General features: G+C 70.6%; 18 protein-coding genes. 11 read left to right on the forward strand and 7 right to left on the reverse strand.

Annotation, left to right across the window (positions count from 1 at the left end; all coding sequences use genetic code 11):
* A partial coding sequence (locus ACWCQ1_RS16735) for a biotin carboxylase N-terminal domain-containing protein (protein ID WP_451026792.1) occupies nucleotides 1-299 on the reverse strand: 299 nt, incomplete at its 3' end.
* A gap of 308 nt (nucleotides 300-607) precedes the next feature.
* On the opposite strand from ACWCQ1_RS16735, the gene ACWCQ1_RS16740 reads away from it, so the two are divergent.
* Nucleotides 608-1,159 carry a hypothetical protein gene (locus ACWCQ1_RS16740; RefSeq protein ID WP_451026793.1) on the forward strand — a complete coding sequence of 184 codons (552 nt, stop codon included), beginning with the start codon at nucleotides 608-610 and terminating at the stop codon, nucleotides 1,157-1,159.
* Here ACWCQ1_RS16740 and ACWCQ1_RS16745 read toward each other — a convergent pair.
* The 4 genes from ACWCQ1_RS16745 to ACWCQ1_RS16760 form a co-directional block, all read right to left on the reverse strand.
* Nucleotides 1,128-1,748, reverse strand: a complete 621-nt coding sequence (locus ACWCQ1_RS16745) for a nucleoside triphosphate pyrophosphatase (protein ID WP_133048919.1) — start codon at nucleotides 1,746-1,748, stop codon at nucleotides 1,128-1,130. The two genes, ACWCQ1_RS16740 and ACWCQ1_RS16745, sit on opposite strands and share 32 nt — an antisense overlap.
* A 32-nt stretch (nucleotides 1,749-1,780) precedes the next feature.
* Nucleotides 1,781-1,909 (reverse strand): morphogenic membrane protein MmpB, encoded by a 129-nt coding sequence (gene mmpB, locus ACWCQ1_RS16750; protein WP_133048920.1) that lies wholly within the window; start codon nucleotides 1,907-1,909, stop codon nucleotides 1,781-1,783.
* A gap of 134 nt (nucleotides 1,910-2,043) precedes the next feature.
* A complete protein-coding gene (locus tag ACWCQ1_RS16755; protein ID WP_133048921.1) occupies nucleotides 2,044-2,253 on the reverse strand; it encodes an acyl-CoA carboxylase subunit epsilon in 210 nt (69 codons plus the stop codon).
* A gap of 9 nt (nucleotides 2,254-2,262) precedes the next feature.
* Nucleotides 2,263-3,855 carry an acyl-CoA carboxylase subunit beta gene (locus ACWCQ1_RS16760; RefSeq protein WP_358594538.1) on the reverse strand — a complete coding sequence of 531 codons (1,593 nt, stop codon included), beginning with the start codon at nucleotides 3,853-3,855 and terminating at the stop codon, nucleotides 2,263-2,265.
* 112 nt (nucleotides 3,856-3,967) lie between these two features.
* On the opposite strand from ACWCQ1_RS16760, the gene ACWCQ1_RS16765 reads away from it, so the two are divergent.
* Both ACWCQ1_RS16765 and ACWCQ1_RS16770 read left to right on the forward strand, forming a co-directional pair.
* Entirely contained in the window at nucleotides 3,968-4,828 is an 861-nt protein-coding gene (locus ACWCQ1_RS16765; protein WP_133048923.1) for a biotin--[acetyl-CoA-carboxylase] ligase, read from the forward strand.
* A gap of 168 nt (nucleotides 4,829-4,996) precedes the next feature.
* The gene (locus tag ACWCQ1_RS16770; RefSeq protein ID WP_133048924.1) at nucleotides 4,997-6,124 is read left to right on the forward strand and encodes an adenylate/guanylate cyclase domain-containing protein; all 1,128 of its coding nucleotides are present in this window, start codon (nucleotides 4,997-4,999) and stop codon (nucleotides 6,122-6,124) included.
* A gap of 47 nt (nucleotides 6,125-6,171) precedes the next feature.
* On the opposite strand, the gene ACWCQ1_RS16775 is transcribed toward ACWCQ1_RS16770, so the two are convergent.
* The gene (locus ACWCQ1_RS16775) at nucleotides 6,172-6,696 is read right to left on the reverse strand and encodes a hypothetical protein (RefSeq protein WP_451026794.1); all 525 of its coding nucleotides are present in this window, start codon (nucleotides 6,694-6,696) and stop codon (nucleotides 6,172-6,174) included.
* A gap of 499 nt (nucleotides 6,697-7,195) precedes the next feature.
* Here ACWCQ1_RS16775 and ACWCQ1_RS16780 point away from each other — a divergent pair, with 499 nt between their 5' ends.
* From ACWCQ1_RS16780 to hutH, 3 genes are all read left to right on the forward strand, one after another.
* Nucleotides 7,196-7,999 (forward strand): enoyl-CoA hydratase/isomerase family protein, encoded by an 804-nt coding sequence (locus ACWCQ1_RS16780; RefSeq protein ID WP_358594531.1) that lies wholly within the window; start codon nucleotides 7,196-7,198, stop codon nucleotides 7,997-7,999.
* Nucleotides 8,000-8,105: 106 nt separating this feature from the next.
* Nucleotides 8,106-9,257, forward strand: coding sequence for a diguanylate cyclase domain-containing protein (locus tag ACWCQ1_RS16785; protein WP_451026795.1), 1,152 nt, complete (start codon nucleotides 8,106-8,108; stop codon nucleotides 9,255-9,257).
* A 64-nt stretch (nucleotides 9,258-9,321) separates the two neighbouring features.
* Entirely contained in the window at nucleotides 9,322-10,860 is a 1,539-nt protein-coding gene (gene hutH / locus ACWCQ1_RS16790) for a histidine ammonia-lyase (RefSeq protein ID WP_358594582.1), read from the forward strand.
* Nucleotides 10,861-10,919: 59 nt separating this feature from the next.
* Here the strand turns inward: hutH and ACWCQ1_RS16795 are convergent, their stop codons facing one another.
* The gene (locus ACWCQ1_RS16795) at nucleotides 10,920-11,252 is read right to left on the reverse strand and encodes an LPXTG cell wall anchor domain-containing protein (RefSeq protein ID WP_358594525.1); all 333 of its coding nucleotides are present in this window, start codon (nucleotides 11,250-11,252) and stop codon (nucleotides 10,920-10,922) included.
* Between the two features lie 109 nt (nucleotides 11,253-11,361).
* Between ACWCQ1_RS16795 and ACWCQ1_RS16800 the strand changes: the two genes are divergently transcribed.
* The 5 genes from ACWCQ1_RS16800 (at nucleotide 11,362) to ACWCQ1_RS16820 (ending at nucleotide 19,076) form a co-directional block, all read left to right on the forward strand.
* The gene (locus ACWCQ1_RS16800) at nucleotides 11,362-11,706 is read left to right on the forward strand and encodes a hypothetical protein (protein ID WP_133048927.1); all 345 of its coding nucleotides are present in this window, start codon (nucleotides 11,362-11,364) and stop codon (nucleotides 11,704-11,706) included.
* Nucleotides 11,707-11,966: 260 nt separating this feature from the next.
* Entirely contained in the window at nucleotides 11,967-13,238 is a 1,272-nt protein-coding gene (locus ACWCQ1_RS16805; protein ID WP_358594522.1) for a L,D-transpeptidase, read from the forward strand.
* Between the two features lie 146 nt (nucleotides 13,239-13,384).
* On the forward strand, nucleotides 13,385-14,839 hold the full coding sequence (locus tag ACWCQ1_RS16810) for an ABC transporter permease (RefSeq protein ID WP_358594519.1): 1,455 nt from the start codon (nucleotides 13,385-13,387) through the stop codon (nucleotides 14,837-14,839).
* A gap of 48 nt (nucleotides 14,840-14,887) precedes the next feature.
* Nucleotides 14,888-15,571, forward strand: coding sequence for an ABC transporter ATP-binding protein (locus ACWCQ1_RS16815; protein WP_133048930.1), 684 nt, complete (start codon nucleotides 14,888-14,890; stop codon nucleotides 15,569-15,571).
* Between the two features lie 208 nt (nucleotides 15,572-15,779).
* On the forward strand, nucleotides 15,780-19,076 hold the full coding sequence (locus ACWCQ1_RS16820; protein ID WP_451026796.1) for a S8 family peptidase: 3,297 nt from the start codon (nucleotides 15,780-15,782) through the stop codon (nucleotides 19,074-19,076).
* Nucleotides 19,077-19,145: the final 69 nt, after the last annotated feature.

Raw genomic sequence — 19,145 nt, forward strand, 5'->3', positions numbered from 1 at the left:
ATCAGGCCCGCGTCCAGCACCGCCTGCGCGAAGTCGGCGTTCTCCGACAAGAAGCCGTAGCCCGGATGGACGGCGTCCGCGCCCGACTCCCGGGCAGCGTTCAGGATCTTGTCGATGACCAGGTAGCTGGTGGCCGGAGTGTCACCGCCCAGGGCGAACGCCTCATCCGCGGCGCGGACATGCAGAGCGTCCCGGTCCGGGTCGGCGTACACGGCCACGCTCGCGATGCCGGCGTCCCGACAGGCCCGGGCCACGCGGACAGCGATTTCGCCACGGTTGGCGATGAGCACCTTGCGCACGATTGAGGCTCCCTCCTTGAAACAAGCCGAGTTTAGGGACTGCCGACGAGGCACTTCGACCCGTCCCCAATGGTGAGCTTGCCCACACGGAGCGTGATTCGAGGCTCGCTCGACCCGCGAAATCCCTTGTCGTACCCAGGTACGCAGGACTCCTCCCGGCAACCCTAGCTCTCCCATGTGGTCAAGGTCTCTGTGAGAGCGTGCTGCGGGCCACTCTGTTTCTTTGTGGAGTCCCTACGAATGGCCCAATGATTCTTTGCGGTCGACACAACCCTTGTCCCGGGGTTTACCCGTTAGTAGCGTTCGCGATGGATCGAAACGTACTTGGAGTAACCCGAACTTGGCTCGAGAGTGGGTGGGGACCGGTGGTGCGCAGGCCGGTGGCATGGGTCGTGGCGGTCGTCCTCTTCGTCGAGGCGTTCGGGGTCGCCGCGCTGAACTGGTTCCTCGGGATCGTCGTCGACCGCCAGGACATGTCCCTGGCCGGCCTCGACCCGGACACGATGTCGCTGTCCTCGAAGATCGGCGGGATCGTCTTCGGCCTCTACTACGCCCTGTGCGGCCTGGTCGCGCTCCTGGTGGCGATACGCAACCGCCCCGCGGCCGGCTTCGGCCGCGTCCTGCTGATCAGCGCGGCGGTCGTGCACGCCCTCCTGGCGGCCCTCCTGTGGGGGCTGGTGGGCTGGCCCGCGTTCGTGTTCATGGTCGTGGTGCTGGCCCTCATCGTGCTGCTGCTGATGACCTACGAGGCACCGGAGCAGCCCGCCGAGCCCACCGACACGCCGCCCGCGGACGTGCCCGGGCCCGAGGGCGACGAGGGCTCGCCGGTCACTTCTCCGCCGGCGCCCACAACTCCGTGATGCCGACGCCCAGTTGGGCGAGGAGCTTGCGCAGCAGCGGGAGGCTGAGGCCGATCACGTTGCCGTGGTCGCCGTCGATGCCCTCGATGAACGGCGCGCTGCGGCCGTCCAGGGTGAACGCCCCGGCCACGTGGAGGGGTTCGCCGGTGGCGACGTAGGCGGCGATCTCCTCGTCGCTGGGGTCACCGAAACGGACGAGCGTGGAGGCCGTGCCCGACACGTACCGCTTGCTGGTGGTGTCCCAGACGCAGTGGCCGGTCTGGAGCGTCCCGGCCCGGCCGCGCATCGCCTTCCAGCGGGCGGTGGCCTCCTCGGGGTCCGCCGGCTTGCCCAGCGCCTCGCCGTCCAGTTCCAGCACGGAGTCGCAGCCGATCACCAGGGCGCCCTGGACCTCAGGCCGGGCGGCGACGACGGAGGCCTTGGCCTCGGCGAGGGCGAGCGCCAGGTCGGCGGGGGTGGGCGCGGTCACGGCGTCCTCGTCCACGCCGCTCACGATGACCTCGGGGTCCAGGCCCGCCTGGCGGAGCAGATTCAGTCGGGCGGGGGACTGAGAGGCGAGGATGAGACGCCTGCGGCGCTGTGCAGTCATGCGGTCAGGTTAGTCAGGTGCCGCCGCCGGACTCACCTCAGGCCGATCACGATCATCGCCAGGACCATGGCCAGCGCCATGAGAACGCCGAGCCGCCGCAACATGTCCTGCGTTTCGCGCAGTTCCTCGGGCGGCTCGTTCTCGGGGTCGGACCACAGCATGCCACCAGCGTGGGGCTTGGCCGTGGAGGGCGCCTGAGTACGGGTACTCAATTGGCGCCCGTGGCTGCACTACTGTGCGCCCACGCGGCGGAGCCGCATATCGATACAGCCTCGCGCCCCTGAAGATCCTCCGCTCACCCTGGCCAATAAGTTCGCGCCCATGCCGACGGCCCCGGCTGCGGGAGGCGGCGGGCTGCGATGCGGGACGGGTCGGACCAGGTGTCCCTGTCCTTGGCCGGGGTCTCCGGCGCGGCGGAGGCCGCCGCCGCTCGGGCCCTGACCACCGTCAGGGCCGCCGCCAGTTCCTCCGGGGTGGGGTTGCCCCGTACGACCTTGATGTTCACAGCGTCTCCTTAGAGGGGGATGTTGCCGTGCTTCTTCGGGGGCAGGGACTCGCGCTTGGTGCGCAGCTGGCGCAGGCCGCGGACGACGTGGCGGCGGGTGTCGGACGGCATGATCACCGAGTCGACGTAGCCGCGCTCGGCCGCGACGTAGGGGTTGAGGAGGGTGTCCTCGTACTCCTGGATCAGCCGGGCGCGGGTGGCGTCCAGGTCGCCGTTGGCCTCGGCCTCGGCGATCGTGCGGCGGTGCAGGATGTTGACCGCGCCCTGGGCGCCCATGACGGCGATCTGGGCGGTCGGCCAGGCGAGGTTGAGGTCGGCGCCGAGGTGCTTGGAGCCCATGACGTCGTAGGCGCCGCCGAAGGCCTTGCGGGTGATGACGGTGATCAGCGGGACCGTGGCCTCGGCGTAGGCGTAGATCAGCTTGGCGCCGCGGCGGATGATGCCGTCGTGCTCCTGGTCGACGCCGGGCAGGAAGCCGGGGACGTCCACGAAGGTGAGGACGGGGATGTTGAAGGCGTCGCAGGTGCGCACGAAGCGGGCCGCCTTCTCGCTCGCCTTGATGTCGAGACAGCCGGCGAACTGCATCGGCTGGTTGGCGACGATCCCGACGGGGTGGCCTTCGACGCGGCCGTAGCCGGTGAGGATGTTCGGCGCGTACAGCGGCTGGGTCTCGAAGAACTCGGCGTCGTCGAGGACGTGTTCGATCACCGTGTGCATGTCGTACGGCTGGTTCGCGCTGTCCGGCACCAGGGTGTCCAGCTCGAGGTCCTCGGCGGTGACCGCGAGGTCCGCCTCCTCCGGGTAGACCGGCGCCTCGGAGAGGTTGTTGGACGGCAGGTACGACAGCAGCTGCTTGATGTACTCGACGGCGTCCTTCTCGTCGCCGGCCATGTGGTGGGCCACGCCGGAGACGGAGTTGTGGGTGCGGGCGCCGCCCAGCTCCTCGAAGCCGACGTCCTCGCCGGTGACCGTCTTGATCACGTCCGGGCCGGTGATGAACATGTGCGAGGTCTGGTCGACCATGACGGTGAAGTCGGTGATCGCGGGGGAGTAGACGGCTCCGCCCGCGCAGGGGCCGACGACCAGGCTGATCTGCGGGATGACGCCGGAGGCGTGGGTGTTGCGGCGGAAGATCTCGCCGTACGCGCCCAGGGACGCCACGCCCTCCTGGATACGGGCGCCGCCGGAGTCGTTGATGCCGATGACCGGGCAGCCGGTCTTCAGCGCGAAGTCCATCACCTTGACGATCTTCTGCCCGTACACCTCGCCCAGAGCGCCGCCGAAGACGGTGAAGTCCTGGGAGAACACGGCGACGGGGCGGCCGTCGACCGTGCCGTAGCCGGTGACGACGCCGTCGCCGTAGGGGCGGTTGTTCTCCAGGCCGAAGTTGGTGGAGCGGTGGCGGGCGAACTCGTCCAGTTCGACGAAGGAACCCTCGTCGAGCAGCAGCTCGATGCGCTCACGGGCCGTCAACTTGCCCTTGGCGTGCTGCTTTTCGACGGCGCGCGCGGAGCCGGCATGCGTCGCCTCGTCAATACGACGCTGGAGATCCGCGAGCTTGCCCGCAGTGGTGTGAATGTCGATCGCTTCCGGCTCGGACATCGGGATCGCGGCTCCCTGCCTGCTCAAAAAGGGGGGACGGTTACTCATCCGTAGAGTAGTGGTGGCCCTACGAATCAGCAGTGCGGCGTTTCACACACCTAGGGTGGCTTGCATGACGCCGCGAGATGCATCAGACGACAGCCGCTGGTCCGATCTGGAACGGCCTCCCCTCAACGCCGTGGCGCTGCGCCGCGGGCTCGTCCGGGAGGGCGGGCTGTGGCGGGAACTGGAGGTGGTCCGCGCCACCGGCTCCACCAACTCCGACCTGGTCGCCCTGGCGGCGGCCGGCAAGGCGGCCGAGGGCTCGGTCCTGGTCGCCGAGGAGCAGACCGCCGGGCGGGGCCGCCTGGACCGCCAGTGGACCGCACCGGCCCGCTCGGGTCTGTTCTTCTCCGTGCTGTTGAATCCGGCGGAGGTGCCGGTGGCCCGCTGGGGCTGGCTGCCGTTGCTGACCGGCGTGGCGGTGGCGACCGGGCTGGCGCGGGCCGCGGGCGTCGACACCGCACTCAAATGGCCCAACGACCTGCTCGTCTCCATCGCCGGTGAGGAACGCAAGGCCGGCGGCATCCTGGCCGAGCGCGCCGGGAACGATGGCGTGGTCATCGGCGTCGGCGTCAACGTCACCCTGCGGGAGAGCGAGCTGCCGGTCCCCGCCGCGGGGTCGCTGGCGCTGGCCGGAGCGGTGAGCACCGACCGGGATCCGCTGCTGCGGGCCGCGCTGCGCGCCCTGGAGGAGTGGTACGGGCGCTGGCGGGAGGCCGGCGGCGACCCCGCCGAGAGCGGTCTGCAGGAGACGTACGCGGCGGGCTGCGCGACGCTCGGCCGGACGGTACGGGCCGAACTGCCCGGGGACCGCTCGGTCACCGGGGAGGCGGTGGCCGTCGACGGCGACGGACGGCTCGTGATCGCCACGGCGGACGGCGTCCAGGAGCCGGTGGGAGCGGGAGACATCGTGCATCTGCGGCCGGCGTGAGAAAAGTCGGCGCGTGCGGCGTTGTGAGGACGGGGCCCGCACCGGCGCGGGTCACCGCGGCGGTACGGGTGACGTAGCGTCGGCTCCACGGGAGTGAGGTAGCGCACAGCTGCCGTAGAGTGAAGGCCGGTCGATACCTGACCGTGGCAGATCGGAAGGGCAGCAGGCGTGACCGTCGACGACACGGGCTCCGGTTCGGACGCGGACGGCCGGGTGGACCCCCACGCCGCCGACCCCGGCGAGGACCCGCTCGCCCTGCGTCTCGAACACCTGATCCTGGGTGCCGAGCGGCGCTACACGCCCTTCCAGGCGGCCCGTAGCGCCGGCGTCTCGGTCGAGCTGGCGACCCGCTTCTGGCGGGCGATGGGCTTCGCCGACATCGGCCAGGCCAAGGCGCTGACCGAGGCGGACGTCCTGGCGCTGCGCCGGCTGTCCGGTCTCGTCGAGGCGGGCCTGCTCAGCGAGGCCATGGCGGTCCAGGTGGCCCGCTCCACCGGCCAGACCACGGCCCGTCTCGCCGAGTGGCAGATCGACTCCTTCCTGGAGGGCCTGACGGAGCCCCCGGAGCCGGGGATGACCCGGACCGAGGTGACGTACCCGATCGTCGAGCTGCTCCTGCCCGAGCTGGAGGAGTTCCTGGTCTACGTCTGGCGCCGCCAGCTCGCGGCCTCCGCCGGGCGGGTCGTGCAGGCCGCCGACGACGAGGAGATGGTCGACCGGCGCCTCGCCGTCGGCTTCGCCGACCTGGTGGGCTTCACGCGGCTGACCCGCCGGATGGAGGAGGAGGAGCTCGGCGAGCTGGTCGAGGCCTTCGAGACGACGGCCGCGGACCTGGTCGCCGCGCACGGCGGCCGGCTGATCAAGACGCTGGGCGACGAGGTCCTGTACGCCGCCGACGACGCGGGCGTGGCCGCCGAGATCGCGCTGCGCCTCATCGAGACCATGGCGAACGACGAGACGATGCCGGAGCTGCGGGTGGGCATCGCCTTCGGCACGGTGACCACCCGAATGGGCGATGTCTTCGGAACGACCGTGAACCTCGCCTCCCGGCTCACCTCGATAGCTCCCCGGGACGCCGTCCTCGTCGACAGCGCCTTCGCGGAGGAACTGATCCGCACCGCGGAGGCGCCCGCCTCCGAAGCGGAGGCGGCCGAGGCGGCGGCGACGGCGGAGAAGGAGGGGGAGGAGCCCCCGGTCTACCGCTTCGCCCTCCAGCCGATGTGGCAGCGGCCGGTGCGTGGCCTGGGCGTGGTGGAGCCGTGGCTGCTCACCCGCAGGGGCGGCGGCGCGGTATAGCCGACGGCGCTTGCGGGCACCCGCAGCCCACTGTTCTTTCAGGGCCGTCAGCCGTGCTGCCCCGACCCGCCGACGCACAGCCCGACGATCGGCACGCACAGGCCCGGGTTGACCGGCCTCGGGGTGGCCGACGGGGCCGTGCTGCGGCCGGCGGTGGGTGTCGGCTGCGGGGCGGGAGCCGCCGGTGTCGCCTCGGGGCCGTGGGGTGCCTGGGGCGCGGTGGTCTCCGGTGCCGGGGTGTTCGGCGCCTCGGGGATCGTGGTGCTGCCGGGGGTTACGGCGGGGGCGGCGTACGTCGGCCGCGATGACGGGCCGGCCGTCACGGGCACGGACGTCGAGGTGGCCGACGGTGTGGCACTCACCCCGCCCATCACGGAGGTGGCCGAGGGGGCGGCGGTGGGTGCGGCGGCGACGGTGGCGACGGCGTTGGTGTCCTGCTCCGCCCCACTGCCCGGGTCCAGCCGAGGCTCGGCCTCCGCGGTCCCGCTTCCGCCGATCCCGGCCTCGGGAGTGAGCCGCACCAGACTCAACGCCCCGGCCGCGAGGGCGAGCCCCCCGACGGCGAACAGCACCTTCCGCGGTCGCGGCCGCCTGTGCCGCCCCCTGATCCGGGATCCGAAGAGAGGGACGCGGGCGGAGACGGGTTCGATGTCCTGTGTGGCCGCTCGGGCGAGTCCCCCTGGCCGGGCGGGCCCCCGCGGTCCGGCGGACGCGGTACTGCCCGGTTCCCGTGCCGCCGACGCCCCGGTCGGTCCCGGCGTCTTCCCGGTCGTTGTCGGCCCCGGTGGTTCGTCGCGGAGTGCCGTGCCCGTCCGTCCTGGCCGTTCCCTGTGTCGTACTGGATCCGTCGTTTCCGGCTCCCTCATCGCGTCCTCCCCGATGCGTTCGCGCCCCCGGTGCGCCGTGGCGGACGCACGTTATGCGGTGCTGTGGGGGGTGGGTGGGGAGTTGGGCGGGATGTCACTCGAACGGGTTGTCGGCCCCGGCCCCGGGAACCGGCCTTCCCTCACCGCGCACCCGGCTGCGATGATCGGGCGAGGTGTTGTTAACCCGCGTTAACCGGAGGGTGTCATGGGCGAGGAGCGGTTCGGGGAGTTCGTGCTGGTACGGCGGCACGGCGACGGCGGGCATGTCGCGGAGCTCGCCCTCGACCGGCCCAAGGCCATGAACGCCGTCTCCACCGCGATGGCCCGGTCCATCGCCGAGGCCTGCGCCGCGCTGGGCGCCGACCGGGACGTACGGGTCGTGGTGGTGACCTCCACGCACGAGCGTGCCTTCTGCGTCGGCGCCGACCTCAAGGAGCGGAACTCCTTCAGTGACGCCGATCTGGTCCGGCAGCGGCCCGTCGCCCGCGGCGCCTACACCGGCGTACTGGAACTGCCCGTGCCGACCGTCGCCGCCGTGCACGGCTTCGCGCTGGGCGGCGGGTTCGAGCTCGCCCTGTCCTGCGACCTGATCGTGGCGGACCGTACGGCCGTGGTGGGGCTGCCGGAGGTCTCCGTGGGGGTCATCCCGGGCGGCGGCGGTACGCAGCTGCTGCCGAGGCGGGTCGGGGCCGCGCGGGCCGCCGAGCTGATCTTCACGGCGCGGCGTCTGGAGGCGGTGGAGGCGCGGGAGCTGGGGCTCGTGGACCAGCTGGTGGAGGAGGGGCGGGACACCGAGGAGGCGCTGGCCCTCGCGTCCCGCATCGCCGTGAACTCGCCCGTGGGGCTCAGGGCGGCCAAGCGGGCCCTGCGGCTCGGGCAGGGGTTGGATCTGCGGGCCGGGCTGGAGGTCGAGGACGCGGCATGGCGGTCGGTGGCGTTCTCCGGCGACCGGGCGGAGGGAGTGGCGGCGTTCAACGAGAAGCGGAAGCCCCAGTGGCCGGGTGAGTGACCGGATCCCGTGGGGCCGCTCGGCGACCTGACCAGGCGCGGCCGGCCGGTCACCCCACCGCCGCATCAATCGAACGAAACCCCACAAACCTCCCTAACCTGGTGTGATGGGTGAGGACAAGCGGCTTGCGGCCGTTGTCGCGTTGGCTCAGGGGATGGCGGCGGCCCACGGCTCGCGCGAGGCGTGGCGGGCCGCGGCCGTCGGCGCGTGCCGTGCGCTGGGCGGGAGTTTCGCCGCGCTGTCGGTGTGGGAGCGGGAGCTGGGGCGGCTGCGGGTCCTCGTCAACGTGGGGGAGCGGGCCACGGGGGAGGACGAGTTCCCGGACGACGAGTCGTATCCCGTCCATCAGTTTCCCGAGATCACCGAGTTCCTGCACGAGCGGTGGGCGGGCGGCGGGGAGCCCAACGCCTGGGTGGAGACGGCCGAGGGTCCCGCCGCGGGGCGCCGGCCCGGTTACGTCCACCAGCGCGTCGCCGCACTGCGCCGCCGCGGCCGGGGCTGCTGTGTGGTCGCGCCGATCGTGCTGAACGGACGGGCGTGGGGCGAGCTGTATGTCGCCCGGCGTCTCGGCGTGCCGGTCTTCGTGCGGGCCGACGCCGACTTCGCCACCGTGCTGGCCGCCGTCGTCGCCGCCGGGATCGCCCAGGCGGAGCGGCTGGAGGAGGCGAGACGGCTTGCCTACACCGACGCGCTCACCGGCCTCGCCAACCGCCGCGCCGTCGACGTGCGGCTGGAGGAGGCCGTCGAGCGGCATCGGGTGGACGGCACGGCGGTCAGCCTCGTCGTCTGCGACCTCAACGGTCTCAAGCGGGTCAACGACACCCGCGGACACGCCGTCGGCGACCGGCTCCTCGAACGCTTCGGCTCCGTGCTCTCGCTGTGCGGCGCGATGCTGCCGGGGGCGCTCGCCGCCCGGCTCGGCGGGGACGAGTTCTGTCTGCTCGCGGTCGGGCCCTCCGCGGACGAGGTGGTGAAGGCGGCCGACGAGCTGTGCCGCCGGGCGGCGGAGCTGGAGCTCGGCGAGGGTGTGGCCTGCGGGGTGGCGTCCACGGAGGACCCCATCGGTCCGGTCCGCTCGGCCCGCCGTCTCTTCCGGCTCGCCGACGCGGCCCAGTACAAGGCCAAGGCCGAGCGGGCGTCGAAGCCCGTGATCGCAGGCCGGGAGGGCCCCGACGACCCCGTCGTACGGCTGGCCGACGCGGCGCCGACGGGGGAGGGGGCCGTGGAGCGGCGGCGTTTCCGGGGGCGCCGGGTGTAAGGGTCGTAACCTCTCCCCGCTAGTGACATCTCCGTCTTCACTGCGTACGCTCCTGAATATGGATATGCACACTGTGGTGGTGGGGACGTCCGGGGTGACCGCGTCCGACGTTCTCGCCGTGGCGCGCGGCGGCGCTCGTGTCGAGCTTTCCGGGGAGGCGGTCGCGGCACTCGCCGCGGCCCGCGGGATCGTGGACGCGCTGGCGGCCAAGCCCGAGCCGGTCTACGGCGTCAGCACCGGCTTCGGCGCCCTCGCGACCCGGCACATCAGCCAGGAGCTCCGGGCCCAGCTGCAGCGCAACATCGTCCGCTCGCACGCCGCCGGACTGGGCCCGAGGGTGGAGCGGGAGGTCGTACGGGCCCTGATGTTCCTGCGGCTGAAGACCGTCTGCTCGGGACACACGGGCGTCAGGCCCGAGGTCGCGCAGACCATGGCCGACGTGCTCAACGCGGGCATCACCCCCGTCGTCCACGAATACGGCTCCCTCGGCTGCTCCGGCGACCTTGCCCCCCTGTCCCACTGCGCCCTCACGCTCATGGGCGAGGGGGAGGCCGAGGGCCCGGACGGGACCGTGCGGCCCGCGGGCGACCTGCTCGCCGAGCACGGGATCGCGCCCGTCGAGCTGCGCGAGAAGGAGGGCCTCGCCCTGCTCAACGGCACCGACGGCATGCTCGGCATGCTGGTCATGGCCCTCGCCGACCTCGACACCCTCTACAAGTCGGCCGACGTCACCGCCGCGCTGAGCCTCGAGGCGCTGCTCGGCACCGACAAGGTGCTCGCGCCCGAACTGCACGCCATCCGCCCGCACCCGGGGCAGGGCGCCTCCGCCGCCAACATGCTCGCGGTGCTGAAGGACTCGGAGCTCACCGGACACCACCAGGACGACGCCCCGCGCGTCCAGGACGCCTACTCGGTGCGCTGCGCCCCGCAGGTCGCCGGCGCCGGCCGGGACACCATCGCGCACGCCCGTCTGGTGGCCGAGCGTGAGCTGGCGTCGGCCGTGGACAACCCGGTCGTGCTGCCCGACGGGCGCGTGGAGTCCAACGGAAACTTCCACGGCGCGCCCGTGGCCTACGTCCTCGACTTCCTCGCCATCGCCGCCGCCGACCTGGCGTCCATCGCCGAGCGCCGCACCGACCGGCTGCTCGACAAGAACCGCAGCCACGGGCTGCCGCCCTTCCTCGCCGACGACGCGGGGGTGGACTCCGGGCTCATGATCGCCCAGTACACGCAGGCCGCGCTGGTGAGCGAGATGAAGCGGCTGGCCGTCCCGGCGTCGGCGGACTCCATCCCCTCCTCCGCCATGCAGGAGGACCACGTCTCCATGGGCTGGTCGGCCGCGCGCAAGCTGCGCACCGCCGTCGACAACCTCGCGCGCGTGGTCGCCATCGAGCTGTACGCCGCCACGCGCGCCGTCGAGCTGCGCGAGGGACTGACCCCGGCGCCCGCCTCGCGGGCCGTCATCGAGGCCGTACGGGCCGCCGGTGTCGCCGGTCCGGGGCCGGACCGGTTCCTGGCGCCGGACCTGGCCGCCGCCGACGCGTTCGTGCGGGAGGGGAAGCTCGTGGCCGCCGTCGAGACGGTGACCGGGCCACTGCGGTAGACGTGCCGAAGGGGCCCCACGCCTTGGGCGTGAGGCCCCTTGCCGGATGTCAGGTGCGGTCAGAAGCCGAGGCGTTCACGGCGTACCGAGTAGACGACGAAGCCCGCACCGAGCGTGAGGAAAAGCGTTCCGCCGACGACGTACGGGGTCGTGTCGATGCTTCCGGTGTCGGCGAGCTCGGTGCTCTCCTGCGCCGACCCGGAGTCCGCGGAGTCCGCGGACGTCTCGGAGGTCTGCGCCGACGTGACCCTGGCCTGCGTCGTCGCGGTCGCGGAGGGCTGCGTTCTCGCCGGGGTGTCCTGTGTCGCGTTGGCGGACGGGACGAACCACAGGGCACCCAGAAGGGTCCCCGCGGCGGTGGCGGTCAGCAACGATCGGCGAGCGGATGACACGGAATATCGATCCCCTTGTGGCGCTGGCTAATTGGCCGTGTGGGGCGATGTTAGTGAAAGGCGCGGGTCACGGGAAAGTCACGGGAGCCAAGCACCGTACGCTCCCGCCATGAGTACTGAAGAGACATCACGTTTTGTCCGCCTTCGGGTGGAGCTCGTCCTCGAGGTGGAGGACGCCGACGCCGTGACCAAGGCGGCTCTGCGCCGGATCGCCGACGAGCAGGACATGCCCGACGACGAGCGGGCGCACGCCGAGGGCGCTGTGACGGAAGACACTGCCGAGGCCCTCGCGTACCTCGTCGACCCGTTCGACCTGGTGAGGGAGGTGCCCGGGGTGGAACTCGCGCAGGCCTCCTGGTCGAGCGAGCCCATCGACTACGACCCGGATTCGCCGGACTGGGACCTGGACGACGATGATGTCCGGGAGGACGACGAGGAGGACGGCGTCGGCTGAGCGGCCCGGAGACATCGGTGACCCCGGCCGGCAACCGCCGTCCGGGGTTTCGTCGTCTCAGGGAACGCGCAGGCCGTCATCCGCACCCTCCGCCCCGGCGGACGTGGTGTGCCCCACACATCAGAGGAATGTGGAACGGGAGAAACCGGTCGTAGCGTTGAAGCTCGTTGACGGCTGAGGTTCGTCACGGGCTGAGGTTCGTGAACGCCGAGGTTCGTGGAAAACGGGGACCCTCGGGGTTTTAGGGGATACGGCGACTGATGGAGAAGCGTGTGATGACGAACAGTAGGCGGCGCAGGGGCCTGACGGTCGCGTCCGCCCTGCTCGGTGGGGTTCTGGTGCTCTCGGCCTGTTCCGGCGGCGGCGGTGGCGACAAGGCCTCCGGCAGCGGGAACAACGACACCTCGCAGGCGAAGGCCGACGAGGCGGCGGCCAAGAAGGCGTCGGAGGCCGACATCAAGATCACGCCCAAGGACGGCACCGACAACGCCTCCATCAACAACTCCGCGGCCGTCACCGTCAGCAAGGGCACGCTCACCAACGTGAGCATGACGACCGAGAACGGCACCGCCGTCGCCGGCACGCTCTCCGCGGACAAGACCAGCTGGAAGCCGAACGCCCAGCTGGAGCGCTCGACCACCTACAAGGTCGCCGCGGCCGCCAAGGACTCCGAGGGGCGGGTCGCGCACGAGAACGCCTCGTTCACCACGGTCTCCCCGGCCAACAGCTTCATAGGCACCTTCACGCCGGACAACGGGACCACCGTCGGCGTGGGCATGCCGGTGTCGATCAACTTCGACAAGTCGATCACCAACAAGGCCGCGGTCCAGAAGGGCATCACGGTCACCTCCAGCAGCGGCCAGGAGGTCGTCGGGCACTGGTTCGGCGCCAACCGCATCGACTTCCGCCCTGAGCAGTACTGGAAGGAGAACTCGACCGTCACGCTGAAGCTCGCGCTGGACGGCGTCGAGGGAGCCAACGGCGTCTACGGCGTGCAGCAGAAGACGGTCACCTTCCACATCGGCCGCAACCAGATCTCCTACGTCGACGCGAAGACCAAGCAGATGAAGGTCACGCAGGACGGCAAGGTCGTCAAGACCATCCCGATCTCGGCCGGTTCGCCTGAGCACACCACGTACAACGGCATCATGGTGATGTCCGAGAAGTACAAGCAGACCCGGATGAACGGCACGACCGTCGGCTTCACCGACAACGACGGCAAGGCGGAGTACGACATCAAGGACGTGCCGCACGCCATCCGGCTCACCAACTCCGGCACCTTCCTGCACGGCAACTACTGGGGCGCGAAGTCCATCTTCGGCAGCGTCAACACCAGCCACGGCTGCGTGGGCCTGTCCGACACCAAGGGCGCCAACGACACCAGCACGCCGGCCTACTGGATGTACACGCACTCGATCGTCGGTGACGTCGTGGTCGTCTCCAACACCGGCGACAAGATCGTCCAGCCGGACAACGGTCTCAACGGCTGGAACCTGAGCTGGGCCCAGTGGAAGGCCGGCTCGGCCGTCTGACGCACCGTCGGTCCACAGCGTTCCGATGCCGCCCCCAGGGGCGGCATCGGTGTTTCCGAGGCCGTTCCGGGGCGGGCCACAGGCTTCTCATGCAGCTCTTATGTCGGCCTTATCGAGTCATCACGCGCCGTCCCTACGTTGCGGCCATGTTCTTCACCTACCTGAGGCGCGAACTGCGCCGCCGCAGAAAGGCGGCCCTCGTCGTCGCCTCCGGTCTCGCGCTGGGCATCGCGCTGGTCATCGTGGTCAACTCCGTGTCCTCCGGCATGGGGAAGGCCCAGGACAAGGTCCTCCAGTCGCTCTACGGCCTGGGTACGGACATGACGGTCACCAAGGCGGCGACGCCGACCACGAGCAGCTCGCAGCGGCCGCGCTTCCAGTTCGACGCGCAGGGCGACGACGACAAGTCCACGCAGAGCAGCGACCGGATCCTGCCGCAGGGCTTCACGACCCTCGCCTCCTCCACCGTCACCGAGGTCGCGGGCCAGAAGGGCGTGTCTACGGCCGTCGGCGGACTCAGCCTCAACGTGGTGAAGATCAGCGGCCAGTTCACCCGCGGCCAGTTCCAGCAGAACGGCGGCAGCGGCGGCTTCCAGCGGGGCGGCGGCACCGGCCAGCCGCAGGGCGAGGTGCAGGGCGGCGGCGCCAACTTCGACGTCAACAGTTTCTCGGTCTACGGCACCGACGTCACCCAGACCGGGCTCGGCCCGCTGACCTCGTCGAAGATCACCAGCGGCCGTACCTTCAGGACGACGGAGAGCTCCGCCAAGGTGCTGGTGGCCGACTCGGCGTACGCCAAGGAGAAGAAGTACAAGGTCGGTTCGACCGTCACGATCAAGAGCGTCAAGTTCACGGTCATCGGTATCGCCACGGCCGACAGCGGTGACTCGGCGGCCAATCTCTACATGCCGCTGAAGGAGGCCCAGACGCTGGCGGGCCAGAAGAACAAGGTCACCACCATCTACGTCAAGGCGACCGACTCGAAGCAGATCTCCGCCGTCAAGTCGACCATCCAGAAGAACGTCTCCGGTACGACGGTCACCACCTCCTCCGACCTCGCCGGCACGGTGTCCGGCTCGCTGTCCACGGCGTCCAGCCTCGCCAGCAACGTCGGCAAGTGGCTGTCCATCGCGGTGCTGGTGGCCGCCTTCCTCGTCGCCGGTCTGCTCACCTCCTCCGCCGTCTCCCGGCGGGTCCGTGAGTTCGGCACGCTGAAGGCGCTGGGCTGGAAGTCGGGCCGGGTGACCCGGCAGGTCGTCGGCGAGGCCATGGTCAACGGACTGCTGGGCGGGGCGCTCGGTATCGCCCTCGGACTCGCCGGCGCGTACGTCGTGACGGCCATCAGCCCCACTCTGCAGGCCCAGTTGGGCGGTGGCGGGGGCGGCGGCTTCGGCGGCGGCCCCGGTGGCGGTGGCGGCTTCGGCGGCCCGGGGCGTGCGGCGGCCAAGACCCTCGACGTCGCGCTGACGGCACCGGTGAGTGTCACGACGGTGGCCGTCGCGGTGGCCCTGGCGGTGGCGGGCGGCCTGATCGCGGGCGCGTTCGGCGGCTGGCGGGCGTCCCGGCTGCGGCCGGCGGACGCGCTGCGCCGCGTCGAATAGCCGGCCCAGGACCCGTACCACCAGCAACCCCACCCAGGAGCGAACCCCATGTACGAACTCAGAAGCGTCACCAAGCGCTACACCCGGGGCAAGGAGACCATCCACGCCCTCGACGGCGTCGACCTCACCATCGGCGACGGCGACCGTCTCGTCATCCAGGGCCCCACCGGCGGCGGCAAGTCCACGCTGCTGCAGATGCTCGGCGGCCTCGACCGGCCCACCGAGGGTGAAGTCGTGCTGGACGGGACCGACTTGGCCAAGCTCTCCGAGGCGCGGCTGACCAAGGTCCGCAGCGAGAACATCGGCTTCGTCTTCCAGAGCTTCAACCTCATCCCGACGCTCACCGCGCAGGAGAACGTGGAAACCGCTCTCGTCCCCCTCGGTGTCAAGGTGAAGGACCGGCGCGAGCGGGCCGCCGAGGCGCTGAGTTCGGTGGGTCTGGGTGAGCGTCTCGCCCATCTGCCCTCGGAGATGTCCGGCGGCCAGCAGCAGCGCGTCGCCATCGCCCGCGCGCTCGTCAAGCAGCCGAAGGTGCTGCTCGCGGACGAACCCACGGGAAACCTCGACGAGTCGATGCGCGACGAGATCATGGACGTGCTCGAACGGATGTGGAAGGAGCTGGGGTTGACCTTCATCATGGTCACCCACGACTCCGCGATCGCGCGGAAGGCCCCGCGGCTGGCGACGATCCGCAAGGGAAAGATCACGGTCAAGGAGAACGCCGGCGCTTAACCCGACGGAACGGTAACGGCTTTCCCCCAGGCGTGTAACAGTCGGCGGACGCCTCTCCCGCCCTTCTCTCAACTCTTGAGGTTGCTGATCACCCCCCGGCATACTGCGTATCCCGGGGGGTCCGTTCATGTGTGCGGTAGTTCCCCCGGCCGGGTGAACGGGGAATTCGCCCGGTACTTCATCTCCAGGGGGAGACTTGCGCAGACAAGTGAAGAGAGCATGCGCGGCCACCGTGGCGACGGCGGCCGCCGTGGCCCTCGCGGCGGGTATGACCAGCCCGGCGCAGGCCAAGGCCGAGCACCCGAGCGCGGCCTCGAAGTCCTCACTCGCGTCCCAGCACCGCATCACCCTGATCACCGGCGACCAGGTCGTCGTCGACGCGAAGGGCCGTGTCGTCGGCCTGGAGCGGGCCAAGGGACGCGAACACATACCCGTGCAGTTCCGCAAGGCCGACGGGCACACGCTCGTCGTCCCGGCGGACGCGGCCCGACTGGTCGCAAGCGGCAAGCTCGACCAGCGGCTGTTCGACATCACCGAGCTCAACAAGTCCGCCACCCGCAAGTCCCAGGCCAAGGGCCTGAAGGTCATCGTCGGCTACCAGGGCGCGGCCACGGCCGCCAAGGCCGACGTCCGTGACGCGGGCACCCTGCGCCGGACCCTGAAGGCCCTCAACGCGGACGCCGTCCAGACCCCGGTCAAGGAGACGCCCGAGCTGTGGGACGCCGTCACCAACGGCGACCGTACGGCCTCCGGCATCGCACACGTCTGGCTCGACGGCACCCGAAAGGCCAGCCTCGACAAGTCCGTTCCGCAGATCGGCGCACCCACCGCCTGGGCCAAGGGCTACACCGGCAAGGGCGTCAAGATCGCGGTCCTGGACACCGGTGTCGACGCGGACCACCCGGACCTCAAGACCCAGGTGATCGCCGCCAAGAACTTCTCCACCGCGGCCGACGCCACCGACCACTTCGGCCACGGCACGCACGTCGCGTCCATCGCCGCGGGCACCGGCGCCAAGTCCCACGGCAAGTACAAGGGCGTGGCACCCGGCGCCAAGATCCTCAACGGCAAGGTCCTGGACGACACCGGCTCCGGTGACGACTCGGGCATCCTCGCCGGCATGGAGTGGGCGGCCGAGCAGGGCGCCGACATCGTCAACCTGAGCCTGGGCGGCCAGGACACCCCCGGCATCGACCCGCTCGAGGCCGAGGTCAACAAGCTGTCCGAGGAGAAGGGCATCCTCTTCGCGATCGCCGCGGGCAACGACGGCCCGGAGACGATCGGTTCGCCCGGCAGCGCCGCGGACGCCCTCACCGTCGGCGCCGTCGACGACAAGGACAGGCTCGCCGACTTCTCCTCCACCGGCCCGGCCCTCGACGGCGCCATCAAGCCCGACGTCACCGCCCCCGGCGTGGACATCACGGCCGCCGCGGCCCCGGGCAGCGTCATCGACCAGGAGGTCGGCGAGAACCCGCCCGGCTACCTGACCATCTCGGGTACGTCGATGGCGACCCCGCATGTCGCGGGCGCGGCGGCGATCCTGAAGCAGGAGCACCCCGACTGGAAGTTCTCCGAGCTCAAGGGCGCCCTGACGGGCTCCGCGAAGGGCGGCAAGTACACGCCGTTCCAGCAGGGTTCGGGCCGTATCGCCGTCGACAAGGCCATCCAGCAGACCGTGATCGCCGACCCGGTGTCGGTGAGCTTCGGGGTGCAGCAGTGGCCGCACACCGACGACAAGCCGGACACCAAGCAGGTGACGTACCGCAACCTCGGCACCAAGGACGTCACGCTGAACCTGGCGGCCACCGCGACCAACCCCAAGGGCCAGGCCGCTCCGGCCGGCTTCTTCAAGCTGGCCGCGACCAAGGTGACCGTCCCCGCGGGCGGCAAGGCCTCGGTCGACCTGACCGTCAACACCAAGCTCGGCGGCACGCTCGACGGCGCGTACTCCGCGTACGTGACGGCGACGGGCGGCGGCCAGACGGTCCGCACGGCCGCGGCCGTGCAGCGTGAGGTCGAGTCGTACGACGTCACGATCAAGCACATCGACCGGGACGGAAAGCCGACCGGCAACTACAACACCGCCCTGCTCGGCTACTCCGGCCTGGCCGAGGGCCGTGGCTACCAGGTGACCCTCTCGGACACCGGCACCACGACCATGCGCCTGCCCAAGGGCAACTACCTCCTGGACGCCTGGATCGCCAAGGACCTGGTGAACTTCCAGGGCGGCGTCGACTGGCTGGTCCAGCCGAAGCTGTCCGTCACCAAGAACACCACGGTGACCATCGACGCCCGCACGACCAAGGCGGCCGACATCACCGTGCCGGACGCCCAGGCCAAGCAGCAGCTCGCCATGATCGGGTACAACTACGACCCGGCGGGCATCGGCATCGGACTCGGTATGCAGTCCTTCGCCGACGTGCGCATGGCGCCGCTGGGCGGCGACGTCACGGGCCTGCACCAGACCTGGAACGGCCAGTGGACCAAGGGCGCGGACACCGAGTACGACGTGGCCACCACCGCGGACGTCAAGAAGATCCAGGGCGACAAGGTCCGCCACTTCAAGGCGAGCGAGCTCGCCGCGGTGCGGAACAACCTCGGCTCGGGCGCCGTCGGCAAGACCGGCGCGCTGATGGCGCTGGGCGAGTTCCCCGACGACGTCGTCTTCTTCAACGGCATCGAGCAGCAGCTGCCCGGCGCCCGCACCCTGTACCTGTCGACGTCCGACAAGATCCGCTGGTCGTGGGACTTCACGCAGTACAAGGGCCACGACCGGGACGGCTTCCCGATCCCGGAGGCGTACTACACGCTGGGTGACGCACAGTCCTTCAAGGCGGGCCAGAAGTACACGAAGACCTTCAACACGGCGGTCTTCGGCCCGCACCTGAACACGTACTACGGCGTCTTCCGCGACGGCAACAGCATCTACGGCTACATCCCGCTGTTCTCCGACGGCGCGGGCCACGCGGGCTCCTCGGACTTCACCGGGGTCACCACGACCCTCTACCGCAACGGCACCAAGGTCGGCTCCAACGACGACCCGCTGTTCGGCGAGAAGGAGTTCAAGGTCCCCTCGGGTGACGCCGAGTACCGGCTGACGACCTCGGTCAAGCGCAGCGTCCACGTCGCCGCGGCCTCCACCCGCATCGACGCCAGCTGGACGTTCCACTCCAAGAAGCCGGCCGCCGGCACGTCGGCCACGCTGCCGGCGTCCACGGTCCGCTTCAACGCCACGACCGGTCTCGACAACCGGGTGCCGGCCGGCAGGACGGTCTCCATCCCGGTCACCGTCGAGGGCGCGGCCAAGGGCAGCAACCTCAAGTCGCTGACGGTGTACGTGTCGTACGACTACGGCCAGACCTGGAAGCAGGTCAACGTGGTCCACGGCAAGATCACCGTGAAGAACCCGGCGAAGGGACAGGCCATCTCGTTCCACGCCAAGATCACCGACAAGAAGAACAACAAGTCGACGATCTCGATCTACAACGCGTACTACGGCAAGTGAGCCGGGCAGTGAGGCGAGTAAGCCGTTCGCGAGGCGAGTGAGTCGTTCGCTGAGGCGAGTAAGCCGTTC

The sequence above is a fragment of the Streptomyces sp. NPDC002144 genome (genome assembly GCF_053593695.1).